Source organism: Acinetobacter sp. YH12131 (genome assembly GCF_013418635.1).
Lineage (GTDB): Bacteria > Pseudomonadota > Gammaproteobacteria > Pseudomonadales > Moraxellaceae > Acinetobacter > Acinetobacter towneri.
Genome location: NZ_VPBQ01000018.1, coordinates 1 through 14,147, shown reverse-complemented (window position 1 = coordinate 14,147; position 14,147 = coordinate 1). Strand labels below are relative to the sequence as shown.

Below are 14,147 nucleotides of genomic sequence, written 5' to 3'. Positions count from 1 at the left end.
GTGCTTTGAATGAATCAAAACAAGAGATGACGATGCATAACACCGATACAGAAACCACGTCACAGTCGAATTCAAGCATGACACCCTCATCTACACCGCCAGAAAAAAAGCCATTTCTTGAAAGCAATGCGCCTTTGGCAATTGGTGCTGCCATTTTAATTTTAGGTAGTGGCTTTTTGGGCTATTCAGTCGGGCATCGTCAGGGCTTAACTGTGGTTGGTTACGATGCCGATGCAGAACAACTGGTTGAAGTGGTGCAAGAACAAAAAACGCGTTTGGAAAGTCTGAATAAGAGCTTAAATGCTGCGGTTCAAGAACGCGATGTTGCGGTCAGTAACTCCAATGATTTGTATCAAGCATTTACGCAAGCAACTGAAGATAAGCAACGTACTGAGGGAATGAGTACGATCTATCGTGAAGTGTTGCGTCAGCGTGGAGGTTTGAGTCTGACTGTACAGAATTTAGGGGTAAAACCTTTACCTGAAAATGCCTATGAATATCAGGTCGATTTAGTACAAGTCAGCCCAAATAAACGCCGTGCAAGCGGTACAGTCGAGTTGCGTTTAATTCAGGGCACAGAAGTACTGGTTATTCCGATGGAAGACAGTAATTTTAATTTTGATAATTATGAGCGTTTAACGGGACGCTGGACAATGCCAAAAGGCTTTAATCCAGATTTTATTGAAGTCCGTGTGAATGGCTCAACGCCTGTCATCAAGCGTTTCAGTTGGAGTAAGGGCAAAGCTGTGGAAGCCGATTCAGCATTTATTGCTGAAATTCCGCAAGCAGAAGCCAGTGCTCAATAATGTGTGATATGTAAAACTTATGCGAACCCAGAAACGATCTATTTGTTTAAACGAAATTAAAAATAATTTTCATCAATCTGGCTATGTCGATTGGCATTTAAGCCCACGTTTGGCGGTGGATGATGAAGGGCATGAAGATGATGGCGACATTGCAGTACAGACTGCACCACCACAATTAAAGCGTCCACCTTTGTATGCTGTCGTTTTAATGAACGATGATTACACCCCAATGGACTTTGTAATTGAAATTTTACAACAATACTTTGCAATGAATCTTGACCAAGCGACTCAAGTAATGCTAACTGTACATTATGAAGGAAAAGGTGTCGCAGGGGTCTATCCGCGGGACATTGCGGAAACGAAAGCGAACCAAGTCAATAATTACGCTCGATCACAAGGTCATCCATTACTTTGTCAGATTGAGCCTAAAGATTAAGGGGGTTGCATGCTCAGTCGTCAATTAGAAGTATCATTACGTTTGGCTGTTAGCATGGCTCGTCAAAAGAGACATGAGTTCTTAACGGTTGAACATTTATTATTGGCTTTATTAGATAACGATTCTGCGGTTAATGCGTTAAAAGCATGTGGCGCAGACGTTGTGGTGCTGCGTAAAGAATTAGAAGAATATGTAGAACAACATACCCCTAAACTTGCTGAAAATAGTGATCAGGCGCCACATCCAACCGAAAGTTTTGACCGTATTTTGCAGCGTGGTATTTTCCATGTGCAATCTAGCGGTGGTGACCGCACCGTTGAAGGTGCAGATATTTTAGTGGCAATGTACTCTGAGCGAGATTCATTTGCGGTGTATTTGCTTAAACGTCATCAAATTAACCGTTTGACTTTAACGCAATACCTGTCACACGGTACACGTAAAGATGAAACACAAGCTGAAGAAGAAATTGAAGAGTTAGATGGTGAAAGTTCAAGCTCTGCCAATGCAGGCCCACTTGAGCTTTACACGCTGAATTTAAATACCGAAGCTCAAAAGGGTAAAACTGATCCTTTAATTGGCCGTGAAAAAGAAATTGAGCGTGCCGCACAAATTTTATGTCGTCGTCGTAAAAATAACCCATTGTTGGTAGGCGACCCAGGCGTGGGTAAAACTTCAATTGCCGAAGGTTTAGCTTGGTTAATTGTGAATGGAAAAGCACCAGCACCATTGGCCAATGCAGAAGTGTATAGCTTAGATATTGGCGCATTGGTGGCGGGTACGAAATACCGTGGTGACTTTGAAAAGCGTTTAAAACAACTATTAAATGCCTTGAAAAAGAAACCTGATGCAATTTTGTTTATTGATGAAATTCACATGATTATTGGTGCAGGCTCGAGCATGGGCAGCACTATGGATGCGTCAAACTTAATCAAACCTGCGTTGGCAAATGGCACTCTACGCTGTATTGGCTCGACTACATTCCAAGAATATCGTCAGGTATTTGAAAAAGATCATGCGCTGTCACGCCGTTTCCAAAAAATTGATGTCAATGAACCTTCAATTTCAGAAACGGTTGATATTTTACGTGGGCTAAAATCCAAATTTGAAGAATTTCACCATGTAAAATATGACGATAAAGCCTTGGTGTCTGCGGTAGAGCTATCGGCTAAATTTATCAATGACCGTTTCTTGCCAGACAAAGCCATTGATGTGATTGATGAAGCAGGTGCACAGCGCCGTTTAAGAGCCGAGCAGGATGACACCTTAATCACAGTTGAAAACATTGAAGATATCGTGTCGAAAATTGCACGTATCCCACCTAAAACTGTATCTAAAGATGACAAGAGCGTACTTGAACATTTAGAGCGTGATTTAAAACGTGTGGTGTTTGGGCAAGATGAAGCCATTGAAGCTTTGGCATCTGCAATTAAATTGTCACGCGCTGGCTTAAAAACACCAGACAAACCAGTCGGTAGCTTCGTTTTTGCTGGCCCTACTGGCGTGGGTAAAACTGAAGTGACCAAGCAGTTGGCCAAATTGTTAGGTGTGGAATTAGTACGCTTTGATATGTCTGAATATATGGAGCGTCATGCAGTTTCACGCTTAATTGGCGCGCCTCCGGGTTATGTAGGTTTTGATCAGGGCGGCTTACTTACCGATGCGATTCATAAAAACCCGCATTGTGTGTTGTTGCTAGATGAGATTGAAAAAGCACATCCTGATGTATTTAACTTATTGCTGCAAATTATGGATCATGGCTCATTGACCGACAATAATGGTCGTAAGTCAGATTTCCGTAATGTGATTTTAGTACTGACTACCAATATTGGTGCAGAAAGTATTTCCCGCGTGAGCATTGGTTTCATGGATCAAGACAACAGTAATGACAACCAAGAAGCAATGAAAAAAGCCTTCTCACCAGAATTCCGTAACCGTTTAGATGGTGTGATTCAATTTAAGGCTCTACCAACTACCGTGATTGAAAATGTAGTAGATAAATTCTTAACTGAATTACAAGCTCAATTGGATGATAAAAAAGTCATTCTTGAGGTTGATCAAGATGCACGTGAATGGATGGCTGAGCATGGATATGATCGCTTGATGGGCGCACGCCCAATGCAACGCCTGATTCAGGAACACTTGAAGAAACCATTAGCAGAAATGATTTTATTCGGTGAATTGGCTGAACAGGGCGGTAATGTCGCTGTTTCTGTGAAGAAAGAGAATGGTAAAGCGGTTGGTTTGAAACTTGAAGTATTTGAAGATCAAACTGCTGAACCAGCTTAACTTTTATATTGCATCACCATGAATGAAAATAACCCATGTTCAACATGGGTTATTTTTTATGTATTCCACTTTTAAGTAAAGTCGCTTATGGATGTTCAGATCACAAAAATTGCCAGTACCGTACTTTTGTTTTTTATAACAGCAGTAATGGAAATATTAGGTTGTTATTTTCCTTATTTAATTTTGAATCAGGGAAAATCGCAGTGGCTTTGGGTGCCAACAGTTTTGGCTTTAGCGGCTTTTGTATGGCTGTTGAGTTTGCATCCTGCGGCATCGGGGCGAATTTATGCGGCTTATGGTGGTATTTATATTTGTACAGCCTTGATTTGGTTAAAGTATGTAGATCAAGTCAATTTAACACGTTGGGATATGTTCGGTGGAATGATAGTAGTTTTAGGCGCATTGATCATTATTTTACAACCGCAAGGTTTAATACGTTAGGTTATATTTGGGTTTACGCATTAAACCTTAGGCATTAAATCTTAAAGCTGAGGTTGTTTTAGTTTTAAATACAGTTCAGTCTGCTTTAAATTGGCACTCGCTATTTGCCAATTGCACATTAAACTGGGTTTTTTCTGCACTGAGTTTTAAGTTCAATACATAGGGATTTACCCGTTGGAACTGATGCTCAAAAATAGATTCACAATTATGAATTAAGTTTTGTTTAATCATATTTTTGACATTGTAATAACCCGTACTTTCTACAAACTGCCTGAAGTCAGGTGAAATAATCATGCCACGAATATTGATTTGTTTGTCTGTCGCCGTACTTTGTTCAATCACTGTATTTTGATCGACCTGATAAGGCATAGTACGAGAATCTTCATCACTAATGACATCTAAAATTTCATTTAATGCAGCAACATTTTGAATTTTATAATCTGCACTTAAAATCTTTTGTTGGACTAAATATTGATCTAATTCACTGGCTTTGGCATAGAGTGAAGCACTCGCGATCAGTGTAGTGGTGCACAGCGTAATTGTAGCAAGTGTTTTATAAATCATATTGTTCATCTAGGCTCTTTTAGAAATTTTAGAAAAATAGACCATAACTCAAGATTATAGCGAGCCAAATAAAAAAACAGCACCTTTTGGTGCTGTTTGTAACAAAACTCATCAAAGTTTTGCGAATTTTTAAGACGGGTTTTAAAGCTTAGTCTTTTTTAAGATTTTCATTCAATAAAAACTCAACCAATGCTTTTTGAGCATGTAAGCGATTTTCTGCTTCATCCCACACTACAGCATTTTTGTGATCGAGCATATTTTCAGAAATTTCTTCACCACGGTGCGCAGGTAAGCAGTGCATAAATAAACAATCAGGATGTGCTAAATCCATCAGGCGTTCATTCACTTGATAGTCTGCAAACGCTTTTTCACGAATTTTTTGTTCTTCTTCCTGTCCCATGCTTGCCCAAACATCGGTCACAATCAGATCAGCATTCACTGCTGCATCCTCAGCAGAATCGACCAATTCTACGCAGTGTGCAAATTCAGACAGGAAGCGCTGTTCTGGCTCATAACCTTTCGGTGTCGCAATTTTTAAATTAAAGCCCCACATGTGTGCTGCTTCAATATATGAGTTACACATATTGTTGCCATCACCAATCCACGCCACAGTTTTACCTTCAATTGAACCACGGTGTTCAACATAGGTTTGCATGTCTGCAAGGAGTTGGCATGGGTGATGATCGTCAGTTAAGGCATTGATCACAGGAACTTTAGAGTAAGAAGCAAAGCGTTCTACAATGTCGTGACCAAAGGTACGAATCATCACAATGTCAAGCATACTTGAAATGACGCGAGCAGAATCTTCAATTGGCTCACCGCGACCTAATTGCGTGTCACGTGATGATAAGAAGATTGCGCTACCACCAAACTGACTCATGCCAGCTTCAAACGATACACGGGTTCGGGTGCTGGATTTTTCAAAAATCATACCCATGACTTTGCCAGGAAAAGGCTGGAAAACTTCATTGTTATGCTGTTTACGCTTGAGCTCAATGGCGCGTTGCAAAATTTGATTCAGTTCTAAAGTCGATAAATCGCGTAATGTTAGAAAGTGACGTAGAGCCATTCGTTACTCCACAATAATTGCTGAATGAGAAAAAACAACAATTAGTTGTTGGTTGGTTAAGTGAAAAAGGGAATCGGCTAATATACTATAGGATGCAGAAATTGCAAAAAATCTAAGCTTTTTGATGAGCGTCTAGAAAGCGATCTACACAATAACTTACATAATTGGTTGTTTCTTGTTCTGTTTCTTGTTTTGGAATACCCATGATGATACGCCATTCAAAATTTCTTAAAATACCAAAATACAGTTGTGCAGAATAAATAGGCTGTTCACAGCAAATTAAACCTTGCTGACTGGCATGTTCCAATACTTTGGCAATACAAAGTTGCACATGCAAAGGGCCGCGCTCATGTATGTGTAAGGCAATATCAGGATTGCGCTGACTTTGCTCTAATACCAGACGCATAAAGGCTGCATTTTCTGGTTCCAAAATATGATGATAAAAATTCAATAAGGTTTGAATCAAATAACCACGTAAATTTGAATCAATTTGTTCAAAGGGAATGTGAATATCCTGAAAAAATTTATCACGGCGATAATCACAAATAGCTTTGAATAACCCTTCTTTATTGCCAAAGTATTTATAGATCGACGCTTTAGAACCGCCTGCGTGTTGCACAATATCATCTAAGGATACGGCATCGTAACCACGCTCTAAAAATAGCTCAGTTGCACTGACTAATAACGCTACACATCGCTCATGACCACGCTTGGTTGGTGGTATATCTTTACCTAAAGGAGCGAAATGGGCGAGTTCGTGCATATTGAGTAAAAAATCATCAATTAAATAGAAGGGAGATTGTCATTATAACAAATATATGTACAGCGTGCTGTGTCGAAGTGTACTTGCACATGGCATGATTTGAGCTGAAAAAGCCATATTTTTAGAAAATAGTTTAAATTTTGCTCATTTAGTGTACTGAAAAGCTGTGTTTATCAAAAATAAAGAATAACCAACATCACGAAAATTTATTGTGCAATAAATTTGAAAATTATTTGACTAAAGTTTTAGAGTATAGATTCTAAAAAGCCATGGCGTGATCTCGCATTCTCGATATACTCGAATCTCGAAAAATATAGTAAGAAAAGCGGAAAGGAAGATGACAGAACAAACATCTGCGGGCTTAAGATTCAGACAAGCCTTGGAAGTCGAAAAGCCATTACAAATTATCGGCACGGTAAATGCTTATGCTGCCATGATGGCAAAACAAGTGGGCTATAAAGCCATTTATTTATCTGGTGCAGGTGTTGCCAACTATTCTTACGGTTTACCTGACTTGGGCATGACCAGTTTAGACAACGTCTTGGAAGATGTACGTCGTATTACTGAGCGTGTTGATACACCATTATTGGTGGATATTGACACAGGTTGGGGCGGTGCATTCAATATTGCCCGCAGTATTAAACAAATGATTGCTGCGGGTGCTGCTGCAGTTCATATTGAAGATCAGGTTGCACAAAAGCGTTGTGGACATCGTCCAAACAAAGAAATTGTAACCCAGCAAGAAATGGTTGATCGTATTAAAGCGGCTGTTGATGCGAAAACCGATTCAAACTTTGTAGTCATGGCACGTACTGATGCCTTGCAAAAAGAAGGTTTACAGGCGGTTATTGACCGTGCTTGCGCATGTGTGGAAGCGGGTGCAGATGCAATTTTTGCAGAAGCTATGACTGATATTACCATGTATAAAACTGTATGTGATGCCGTAGGTGTACCTGTATTGGCAAACATTACCGAGTTTGGTGATACCCCTTATTACACCACTGAAGAATTGGCTGAGCAGGGCATTCGCATGGTGTTGTATCCACTTTCACCAACTCGTGCTATGCAAAAAGCAGCACTTGAAGTGATGCAATCCATTCGTAAAGATGGCACGCAAGTGAATGTCTTAGACAAAATGCAACAACGTAAAGAATTATACGAATTCCTTGATTATCATACTTTTGAAAATACATTAGACAAGCTGTTCAAACAGGAGAATTAAAAAAATGGCTGAAGGAAAAGTACTCACAGGCGCAGGATTGCGTGGACAAGTGGCAGGTAAAACCTCACTCTCAACTGTTGGTAAAAGTGGCGCAGGCTTAACTTACCGTGGTTATGATGTGCAAGACTTGGCAGAAAACTGTCAGTTTGAAGAAGTTGCATACTTGATTTTCTTTGGTGAATTGCCGACTTCAGAGCAATTGGCTGCCTATAAAGCAAAATTGAAATCTTTACGTGCATTGCCTCAAGCACTCAAAGAAGTGCTTGAGCGTATTCCTGCAGATTCACACCCAATGGATGTGATGCGTACAGGTGTTTCAATGCTAGGTAACTTAGAAACCGAACAGTCATTTGAACAGCAACAAGATGTAGCAGACCGCATCTTGGCGACTTTGCCAGCTATTATTTGCTACTGGTATCGTTATAGCCACGATGGCGTACGTATTGAAGAAAATACGGATGATGATTCAATTGGCGCACAATTCCTGCATTTATTACGTGGTGAAAAACCAAATGAATTGCATGAACAAGTCATGAATGTGTCATTAATTTTGTATGCAGAGCATGAGTTCAACGCATCAACATTTACAGCACGTGTTTGCGCATCAACTTTGTCTGACATGCATTCATGTATTACAGGCGCGATTGGTTCATTACGTGGCCCATTACACGGTGGCGCGAATGAAGCAGCGATGGAAATGATTGAAAATTGGACATCGCCAGAAGAAGCTGAACGTGAAATGCTAGGCAAGTTGGAACGTAAAGAAAAGATCATGGGCTTTGGTCATGCGATTTATAAAGACAATGATCCACGTAACGGCATCATCAAAATCTGGTCTGAGCGTTTAGCGCAAGATGTAGGTGATACAGTACTTTATCCTGTATCGGTGCGTTGTGAAGAAGTGATGTGGCGTGAGAAGAAATTATTCTGTAATGCTGACTTCTTCCATGCGTCTGCGTATCACTTTATGGGTATTGCGACCAAACTATTTACACCAATCTTTGTGATGAGCCGTGTAACAGGTTGGGCAGCACACGTGATGGAACAGCGTGCAGATAACCGTATTATCCGCCCAAGTGCAGATTATACAGGCCCAGAATTGCGTAAAGTTGTACCAATTGCAGAGCGTTCGGCTGCTTAATTGGTTGTCTAAAAAGCTGTACCGTGCATGAACATCATGTGATGCAGCAGTTTAGGCTGAAGATAAGGTTTCATTGTTAAGCAATGGAACCTTATTTTTTTTGAGGTTTGGATGAGGGTAGTCAAAAATACAATGAGTAATTATTGAAGCGTTAGAGAATTAAAAAAGATCGGGCGTACGATAGCGCATTTTTAAATATTTGATCATAAAAGAAGGTTGTTGTATTTTGTTTCTTAAGGTTGTAAATGGTTGCATGATTGGCTAAAATTTATTCCATAATTAATATGAGGAAAAAGCAATGTCACATGTAGCAGTTAAAATCGACAGCGATATTGTTGAATCAGCAAAGATTTACGGGATGGCTGAAAGTAGAAGTGCAACTAAACAAATTGAGTACTGGGCTAAAATTGGAAAAATCGCACAAGACAATCCCGATTTAACTTTTCAAGATATAGCAGATTTGTTGCTTAGTATGGCGCATGTCAAAGCAGGGAATACAACACCATATAGCTTTGGTTGAGTTCAATGAATATACAACAAACTCCCTTATTTGAACGGACAGTGAAAAAACTAACCAAGCAGCAGAAAAAAGATGTTGATAATGCCGTAATAACCGTTTGGAATAATCCTGATATCGGAGAAGCTAAAGTGGGGGATTTAGCAGGAGTATTTGTTTATAAATTTAAAATGGACAAACAGCTTGTGCTACTGGCTTACTCTGTGAGTGATGACGAAATCATGACACTCTATCTTTTAAAATTGGGCAGTCATGAGAATTTTTATAGAGACTTAAAAAGATAGGTTTACTTCAGGGTGCAGTACAAGTGTTTGTATCTTGCATTAGATCAATCAGGTCTTGAGCGACTAACAGAGTGAGCTGTTCTAGTCGTTGTAATGGATTGCCATCTAAAAAATATTTGTACTGAAAAGTTTGCTGCTGATAATGAATGGCGATAAAAAATGTCCCTACAGGTTTTTCTGGTGTGGCACTGCCGCCTGGTTTCAGTAACCCTGTGCATGACACAATAAAATCAGCATGTTGAAATAGTTTTTTGCCTTGAACTGCCATGGCTTGTGTGACTTCTGCGGATTCAGCGGTATAGGTGGCAATTAAGTCACTATTCACATGCAAAATCTCACGTTTAATGCTTGGGTCGTAACTGACTAATCCACCAAGTAAAATATTGGCACCGCTATTTTTATAAATAGAAAACTGACTACATAAGTAACCTGAGCTGGCACTTTCAATAAAAGCCACAGTCTGTTGGCGTTGTTCAAGTATGGCACAGCATTGTTTGAGCATGATAAATCTGCAAGTGAATAGAATAAGTTGCTCAAGTGTACTGAATTTTGTCGACTTGTGCGAAAAAAACATCAAAAAGTGAAATGCTAAAATAAGAATGTTCACGATTTAACTGCCTATAAATACAGCAAAATTTACAATTATAGGTTTAATCATGGCATGAACGGTGATACAAATAAAAGTAAAGCAAAAAGTAATAAAAAGGATGCTGTGATGAAAACAACGGTGAAATATATCGTTTTAAAAAGTTTGGACTATCAACTTGGTACATCATTATTTGAGGATGAAATTGATGCTGATGCACAATATTTTGACCAAATTCCAAGCATTATTGAATATCAAAACTTGCGCTTTAAAGTGGTGAGTAAAGAACAAAAGCGTTTACAGTTGATTGAGGAAAATGAAGAACATCAAACCATCATTGTCAGAGTTTTGGTGATTTAAAGTCATTTCAATCTAGATTAGTCAGAGCTTCAATATAACAGCAGAATGATTGAGCATCAGTGGAGCGTATCGAAGTTGGTGTTTTTTTAGTCACTGGATGCAAAAAATTGTATTTCACATCACAAGTAAAAATTGAAGAATTGATTAAAAATGCTAACTACGTCACATATTTGTGTTGGTATTTTTGTAGATTAGCATTTTTCAAACGGGCTGTAATGGCTTAAATAAGCTTATGTTTTTTAGATCAATTTTTATTTAAACAGACTGATAATTGAGATAGAGAGAAAATTAATTAAAATATCTTAAAAATATAATCATGACAGATAGAACAAAATATAATTGAATTTTAACGTATTTTTTGAATGCGTGTTACATTTTGGTTTTTATTATATTGTTAAATAATAAAGTGTTTTTCTTAGATAAAATTAAAAAAAACAGTGTATTTTCTTTATTGGAATTGAGCATTTTTGTTATTGCTGTGTATAGTCCTTGCATCTCACAATAGTGAGGAAGTTTAAAGGGGCTAAATATAATGAATCATAATGCAATTATCATGATGACGCTGATCATTTTAGCTGTGGGATTTTCTCTAGGCATTTATGTGTATTTTGAACAAAAGAGAAAGCAAAATGAAGAAATTCAGCTGATCATTACAGAAGCAAGACAGGGTCTAGTAGAGTTAGATCGGAAATAATAATCTAGGTGTAAATCGTATACTTCGATGCGGATCCAATGGGATATGTTAAAGGTGAAAAATAGACTTAAAAAAGTAATTTTATGCCACTGTTTGTCGGTCAGATGACGATAAAATAAATGAACGAAACATAGCTGTAGTTTCTTAGTTTTCCCACATTCCCATGTGGGATTTTTTTTGTCTAAAATTTAGACTAGCGCAGTATTTATTAAGATAAGTCATTATTTTTATGTACAAAAGTGACCTTTATTATAAAGATCAAAATAAGGCGAATTGTATAAAAAAACTATTAAAATTCGATTTGTTTTTCAGCATTTAGATGCATAAAAAATTTACCGTTGATAAAAAAATCACACCACTTTATTGAAATGTTATAACATAACAATAGATTGTATTGGGGGATTTTTAAATGCGTTTGACGCTACTCGGCTTATCCATTTTTTATATGATGCATACAGCTCATGCTGAAACAACTTTACTTGAAATCATAAGCTTGCAGGCACAACAAGAAAACTCAGACCATGTTGTGGGAAAAGAAAAAATTCAAACGGCAAATACTTTGGGAGATGCTTTAAAGCATTTATCGGGTGTACAAAGCAGTGGTTTTGGGCCACATGCAGGTACGCCAGTCATTCGTAGTTTGAGCGGGCATCGTGTTGGTGTAATGGAAAATGGATTAAGTATTCAAGGTTTAAATACCATGAGTGGTGATATAGCCATTCCGTTTGATTCTTTATTCAGCCAAAACATCACTGTAAATAAATGGTCGGATGCAGTGAGACATGGTGGGCAGGCAATTGGTGGGAGTGTTGATATTGATACAGGTTTAATACCCAAAGAAATTGCCAACAAATCACATTATATGGAAGTTGTTTTGCGTAAAGGATTCAATCAGTTTGATGCAAAAGGCATGCGTATAGAATTGAATAATCAAAAAAACTGGGCAACCACGTTGCAATTTTCGCAGCAGGAAATAGATGTGTATGATATTCTTGGCGCAAGTAAGGCGGCTGTGTGTGAAACGCAAGTATTTGGTGAGCGTGGTGGGGTAAACACAGGTTTAGCCAGCCAGTGTCAAAAAGATACTCGTATCGAAAAAATATTTAATACGCGTTATCAACCTTATTTAAATAATTATGTGCTTGAACATATTCAACAAAATCCAAGTAATTTATCAGATTATTATGATAGTCAGGAGTCGGCTAAATATACCGATAAACCTGTATCAACTTGGTATGTAAATGGCAGATATGTAGATTATGTCAATACACCAAATCCCGACTATGTTGCAGGTGAGAGTAAGGAAGCAATTCAAAAAATAAACCAGGATGTTACACCCAATTATTATAAAAAATTGGCCAATTCAGCCTCAACACAAGATCATTATGCGATTGGCACAACTTATTTTATGGAGCAAGGCTATATTGGTTTCAGTGCAGATCATAAAAGCAGTCAATATGGTGTGCCGGGTTTTTCTTTAGAAAATAAGTCATTTCAAAGTAGCTATACTGAGTTGTTACCAGTTAGTGTACACACCAAGCAGAACCGTTTTGTGCTAGATGCACTATGGGAGCAGCCTGCAAATTTTGTAGAGTCGATACAAGTTAAAGCAGCAAAACTCAATAATAGTTCGGGTGAATATATTGCGGCGGAAAATGCCAATCAGTATCAATTTAATACTCAACAGGCTGAATTAAGTATTCAACAACGCCATTGAAGTTGTTGAATAATTATACCTTGAGTGGTGAAATAGGAACGATTTACTTTAACAGTGATGTAACAGGAGCAGGGGATTTAAAGTATTTACCGAATGTCAAAAGTGAAACTTTTGCGTATTTTATTCAACAAAAGCTGGATTTTAATCGTTTTTACTTGGATGCAGGTTATCGCGCCGAGCGATTGCAGCATAAAATTCAGGATCAAAGCTTTAAATTGGCACGGAATGCACAAAATACAACATTAGAAAATAGAAATTTTGATTTAAACAGTTTTTCTGTTGGTGTGGGGACTCGATTAACAGATTATTTAGAATTAAAAGCAAAATATAGTGCAGCTAAACGTGCACCTGAAATTAATGAGTTATATAGTAGTCAGCCGCATTATTCGGTTTTAGCTCAAGAAGAAGGCAATCAAGATTTAAAAGTTGAGAAACTAAAAGCGAAAGAATTAACGGCAATTTTTTCTAATTCTGCATCACGTTTACAAACCACAGTGTATGAAATGAATTTTGATAATTATTTATATTTACGCAATACAGGAATGTCGATGCGTAATCGTTTACCGTTAAAATATTGGACGCAAACAGATACGATAATTACTGGTTTTGAGGTGGATGCAGCACATACATTTTCACTACAAAAATACGGTGATTTAAGTGTTTCAGCTTTCGCTGATTTAGTGAAGAATAAGACCCAATTAAATACAGACAATACAGACTCTAATAATGAAGGGCAGTATTTTTTCAATATGCCAACAAATCGTTATGGGGCGAGCTTAACTTGGGATTGGTTAGATTGGTCTGTAAATGTGACGAGTACCTATTATGATCAGCCTAAATATTTAGGTAAAAATATTTTTGATGAGGTTGCTTTACCAAGTTATCAGTTGTTAGATATGTCGATTAAAAAGAAAGTTGCATTAAAAAATGCCAGTTTTGACTTTTTCTTACATGGCTCAAATTTATTAAATGAAGAGGCACGCCCACAAAATTCACCATTGAAATATATTGCACCATTACCTGGTCGCGGATTTCAAATTGGCATCAATATACATTTGTAGTTTTTACGCTTAGAAGGAAGCAAACATGAAAAAAATTATTTAGTTCTTTCAGTAGTGTGTTCAGCAATATTACTTAACCCGAATTACGGATAAGAAAAGCCCTTGAAAAAAAGGTAGTTAGAGCCATTTAGAAAGTTACGACACAACCCAAAGGCTCTAACTACCATGTACGATTTTACAGAAATTTTTTGTATTGTTGA

14 protein-coding genes and 1 pseudogene are annotated in these 14,147 nt (G+C 37.9%); 11 read left to right on the top strand and 4 right to left on the bottom strand.

Translation table 11 applies throughout. The features are described from left to right. Positions 1–32: 32 nt before the first annotated feature. The 4 genes from FTU66_RS11445 to FTU66_RS11430 all read left to right on the top strand — a co-directional run bounded on the left by FTU66_RS11445 (position 33) and on the right by FTU66_RS11430 (position 3,969). On the top strand, positions 33–806 hold the full coding sequence (locus FTU66_RS11445; RefSeq protein ID WP_180112821.1) for a DUF6776 family protein: 774 nt from the start codon (positions 33–35) through the stop codon (positions 804–806). A gap of 19 nt (positions 807–825) precedes the next feature. Further along, a complete protein-coding gene (clpS, locus tag FTU66_RS11440; protein ID WP_168417363.1) occupies positions 826–1,242 on the top strand; it encodes an ATP-dependent Clp protease adapter ClpS in 417 nt (138 codons plus the stop codon). Between the two features lie 9 nt (positions 1,243–1,251). Then, positions 1,252–3,528, top strand: coding sequence for an ATP-dependent Clp protease ATP-binding subunit ClpA (clpA, locus tag FTU66_RS11435; protein WP_168417362.1), 2,277 nt, complete (start codon positions 1,252–1,254; stop codon positions 3,526–3,528). 87 nt (positions 3,529–3,615) lie between these two features. Beyond that, positions 3,616–3,969 carry a YnfA family protein gene (locus FTU66_RS11430; RefSeq protein ID WP_180112820.1) on the top strand — a complete coding sequence of 118 codons (354 nt, stop codon included), beginning with the start codon at positions 3,616–3,618 and terminating at the stop codon, positions 3,967–3,969. A gap of 75 nt (positions 3,970–4,044) precedes the next feature. Here the strand turns inward: FTU66_RS11430 and FTU66_RS11425 are convergent, their stop codons facing one another. The 3 genes from FTU66_RS11425 to FTU66_RS11415 form a co-directional block, all read right to left on the bottom strand. Beyond that, complete coding sequence (locus FTU66_RS11425; protein WP_257222104.1) at positions 4,045–4,542, bottom strand: hypothetical protein; 498 nt, start codon at positions 4,540–4,542, stop codon at positions 4,045–4,047. Between the two features lie 139 nt (positions 4,543–4,681). Continuing rightward, the gene (argF, locus tag FTU66_RS11420; RefSeq protein ID WP_004973455.1) at positions 4,682–5,602 is read right to left on the bottom strand and encodes an ornithine carbamoyltransferase; all 921 of its coding nucleotides are present in this window, start codon (positions 5,600–5,602) and stop codon (positions 4,682–4,684) included. A 112-nt stretch (positions 5,603–5,714) separates the two neighbouring features. Beyond that, the gene (locus FTU66_RS11415; RefSeq protein WP_096901590.1) at positions 5,715–6,365 is read right to left on the bottom strand and encodes a TetR/AcrR family transcriptional regulator; all 651 of its coding nucleotides are present in this window, start codon (positions 6,363–6,365) and stop codon (positions 5,715–5,717) included. A gap of 337 nt (positions 6,366–6,702) precedes the next feature. Between FTU66_RS11415 and prpB the strand changes: the two genes are divergently transcribed. The 4 genes from prpB to FTU66_RS11395 all read left to right on the top strand — a co-directional run bounded on the left by prpB (position 6,703) and on the right by FTU66_RS11395 (position 9,529). After that, the gene (gene prpB, locus FTU66_RS11410; RefSeq protein WP_004973459.1) at positions 6,703–7,587 is read left to right on the top strand and encodes a methylisocitrate lyase; all 885 of its coding nucleotides are present in this window, start codon (positions 6,703–6,705) and stop codon (positions 7,585–7,587) included. A gap of 4 nt (positions 7,588–7,591) precedes the next feature. Then, the gene (prpC, locus tag FTU66_RS11405; RefSeq protein WP_004973461.1) at positions 7,592–8,728 is read left to right on the top strand and encodes a 2-methylcitrate synthase; all 1,137 of its coding nucleotides are present in this window, start codon (positions 7,592–7,594) and stop codon (positions 8,726–8,728) included. Positions 8,729–9,026: 298 nt separating this feature from the next. After that, a complete protein-coding gene (locus FTU66_RS11400) occupies positions 9,027–9,248 on the top strand; it encodes a hypothetical protein (RefSeq protein ID WP_004973462.1) in 222 nt (73 codons plus the stop codon). 5 nt (positions 9,249–9,253) lie between these two features. Next, entirely contained in the window at positions 9,254–9,529 is a 276-nt protein-coding gene (locus tag FTU66_RS11395) for a type II toxin-antitoxin system RelE/ParE family toxin (protein ID WP_004973465.1), read from the top strand. 7 nt (positions 9,530–9,536) lie between these two features. Here the strand turns inward: FTU66_RS11395 and FTU66_RS11390 are convergent, their stop codons facing one another. Then, positions 9,537–10,031 (bottom strand): CinA family protein, encoded by a 495-nt coding sequence (locus FTU66_RS11390; RefSeq protein WP_180112819.1) that lies wholly within the window; start codon positions 10,029–10,031, stop codon positions 9,537–9,539. Between the two features lie 213 nt (positions 10,032–10,244). Here FTU66_RS11390 and FTU66_RS11385 point away from each other — a divergent pair, with 213 nt between their 5' ends. From FTU66_RS11385 to FTU66_RS13780, 3 genes and pseudogenes are all read left to right on the top strand, one after another. After that, a complete protein-coding gene (locus tag FTU66_RS11385) occupies positions 10,245–10,475 on the top strand; it encodes a hypothetical protein (RefSeq protein ID WP_026438431.1) in 231 nt (76 codons plus the stop codon). Between the two features lie 532 nt (positions 10,476–11,007). After that, positions 11,008–11,169 (top strand): hypothetical protein, encoded by a 162-nt coding sequence (locus FTU66_RS11380; RefSeq protein ID WP_004973471.1) that lies wholly within the window; start codon positions 11,008–11,010, stop codon positions 11,167–11,169. A gap of 409 nt (positions 11,170–11,578) precedes the next feature. Then, positions 11,579–13,947, top strand: a pseudogene (locus FTU66_RS13780) (TonB-dependent receptor domain-containing protein). Positions 13,948–14,147 lie beyond the last annotated feature (200 nt).

Coding starts and splice junctions, on each gene's coding strand:
- clpA (WP_168417362.1), top strand. CDS start 1,252: ATGCTCAGTCGTCAATTAGAAGTATCATTACGTTTGGCTGTTAGCATG.
- prpC (WP_004973461.1), top strand. CDS start 7,592: ATGGCTGAAGGAAAAGTACTCACAGGCGCAGGATTGCGTGGACAAGTG.
- FTU66_RS11445 (WP_180112821.1), top strand. CDS start 33: ATGCATAACACCGATACAGAAACCACGTCACAGTCGAATTCAAGCATG.
- clpS (WP_168417363.1), top strand. CDS start 826: ATGCGAACCCAGAAACGATCTATTTGTTTAAACGAAATTAAAAATAAT.
- FTU66_RS11390 (WP_180112819.1), bottom strand. CDS start 10,031: ATGCTCAAACAATGCTGTGCCATACTTGAACAACGCCAACAGACTGTG.
- FTU66_RS11395 (WP_004973465.1), top strand. CDS start 9,254: ATGAATATACAACAAACTCCCTTATTTGAACGGACAGTGAAAAAACTA.
- FTU66_RS11385 (WP_026438431.1), top strand. CDS start 10,245: ATGAAAACAACGGTGAAATATATCGTTTTAAAAAGTTTGGACTATCAA.
- FTU66_RS11415 (WP_096901590.1), bottom strand. CDS start 6,365: ATGCACGAACTCGCCCATTTCGCTCCTTTAGGTAAAGATATACCACCA.
- prpB (WP_004973459.1), top strand. CDS start 6,703: ATGACAGAACAAACATCTGCGGGCTTAAGATTCAGACAAGCCTTGGAA.
- FTU66_RS11400 (WP_004973462.1), top strand. CDS start 9,027: ATGTCACATGTAGCAGTTAAAATCGACAGCGATATTGTTGAATCAGCA.
- FTU66_RS11380 (WP_004973471.1), top strand. CDS start 11,008: ATGAATCATAATGCAATTATCATGATGACGCTGATCATTTTAGCTGTG.
- FTU66_RS11425 (WP_257222104.1), bottom strand. CDS start 4,542: ATGAACAATATGATTTATAAAACACTTGCTACAATTACGCTGTGCACC.
- FTU66_RS11430 (WP_180112820.1), top strand. CDS start 3,616: ATGGATGTTCAGATCACAAAAATTGCCAGTACCGTACTTTTGTTTTTT.
- argF (WP_004973455.1), bottom strand. CDS start 5,602: ATGGCTCTACGTCACTTTCTAACATTACGCGATTTATCGACTTTAGAA.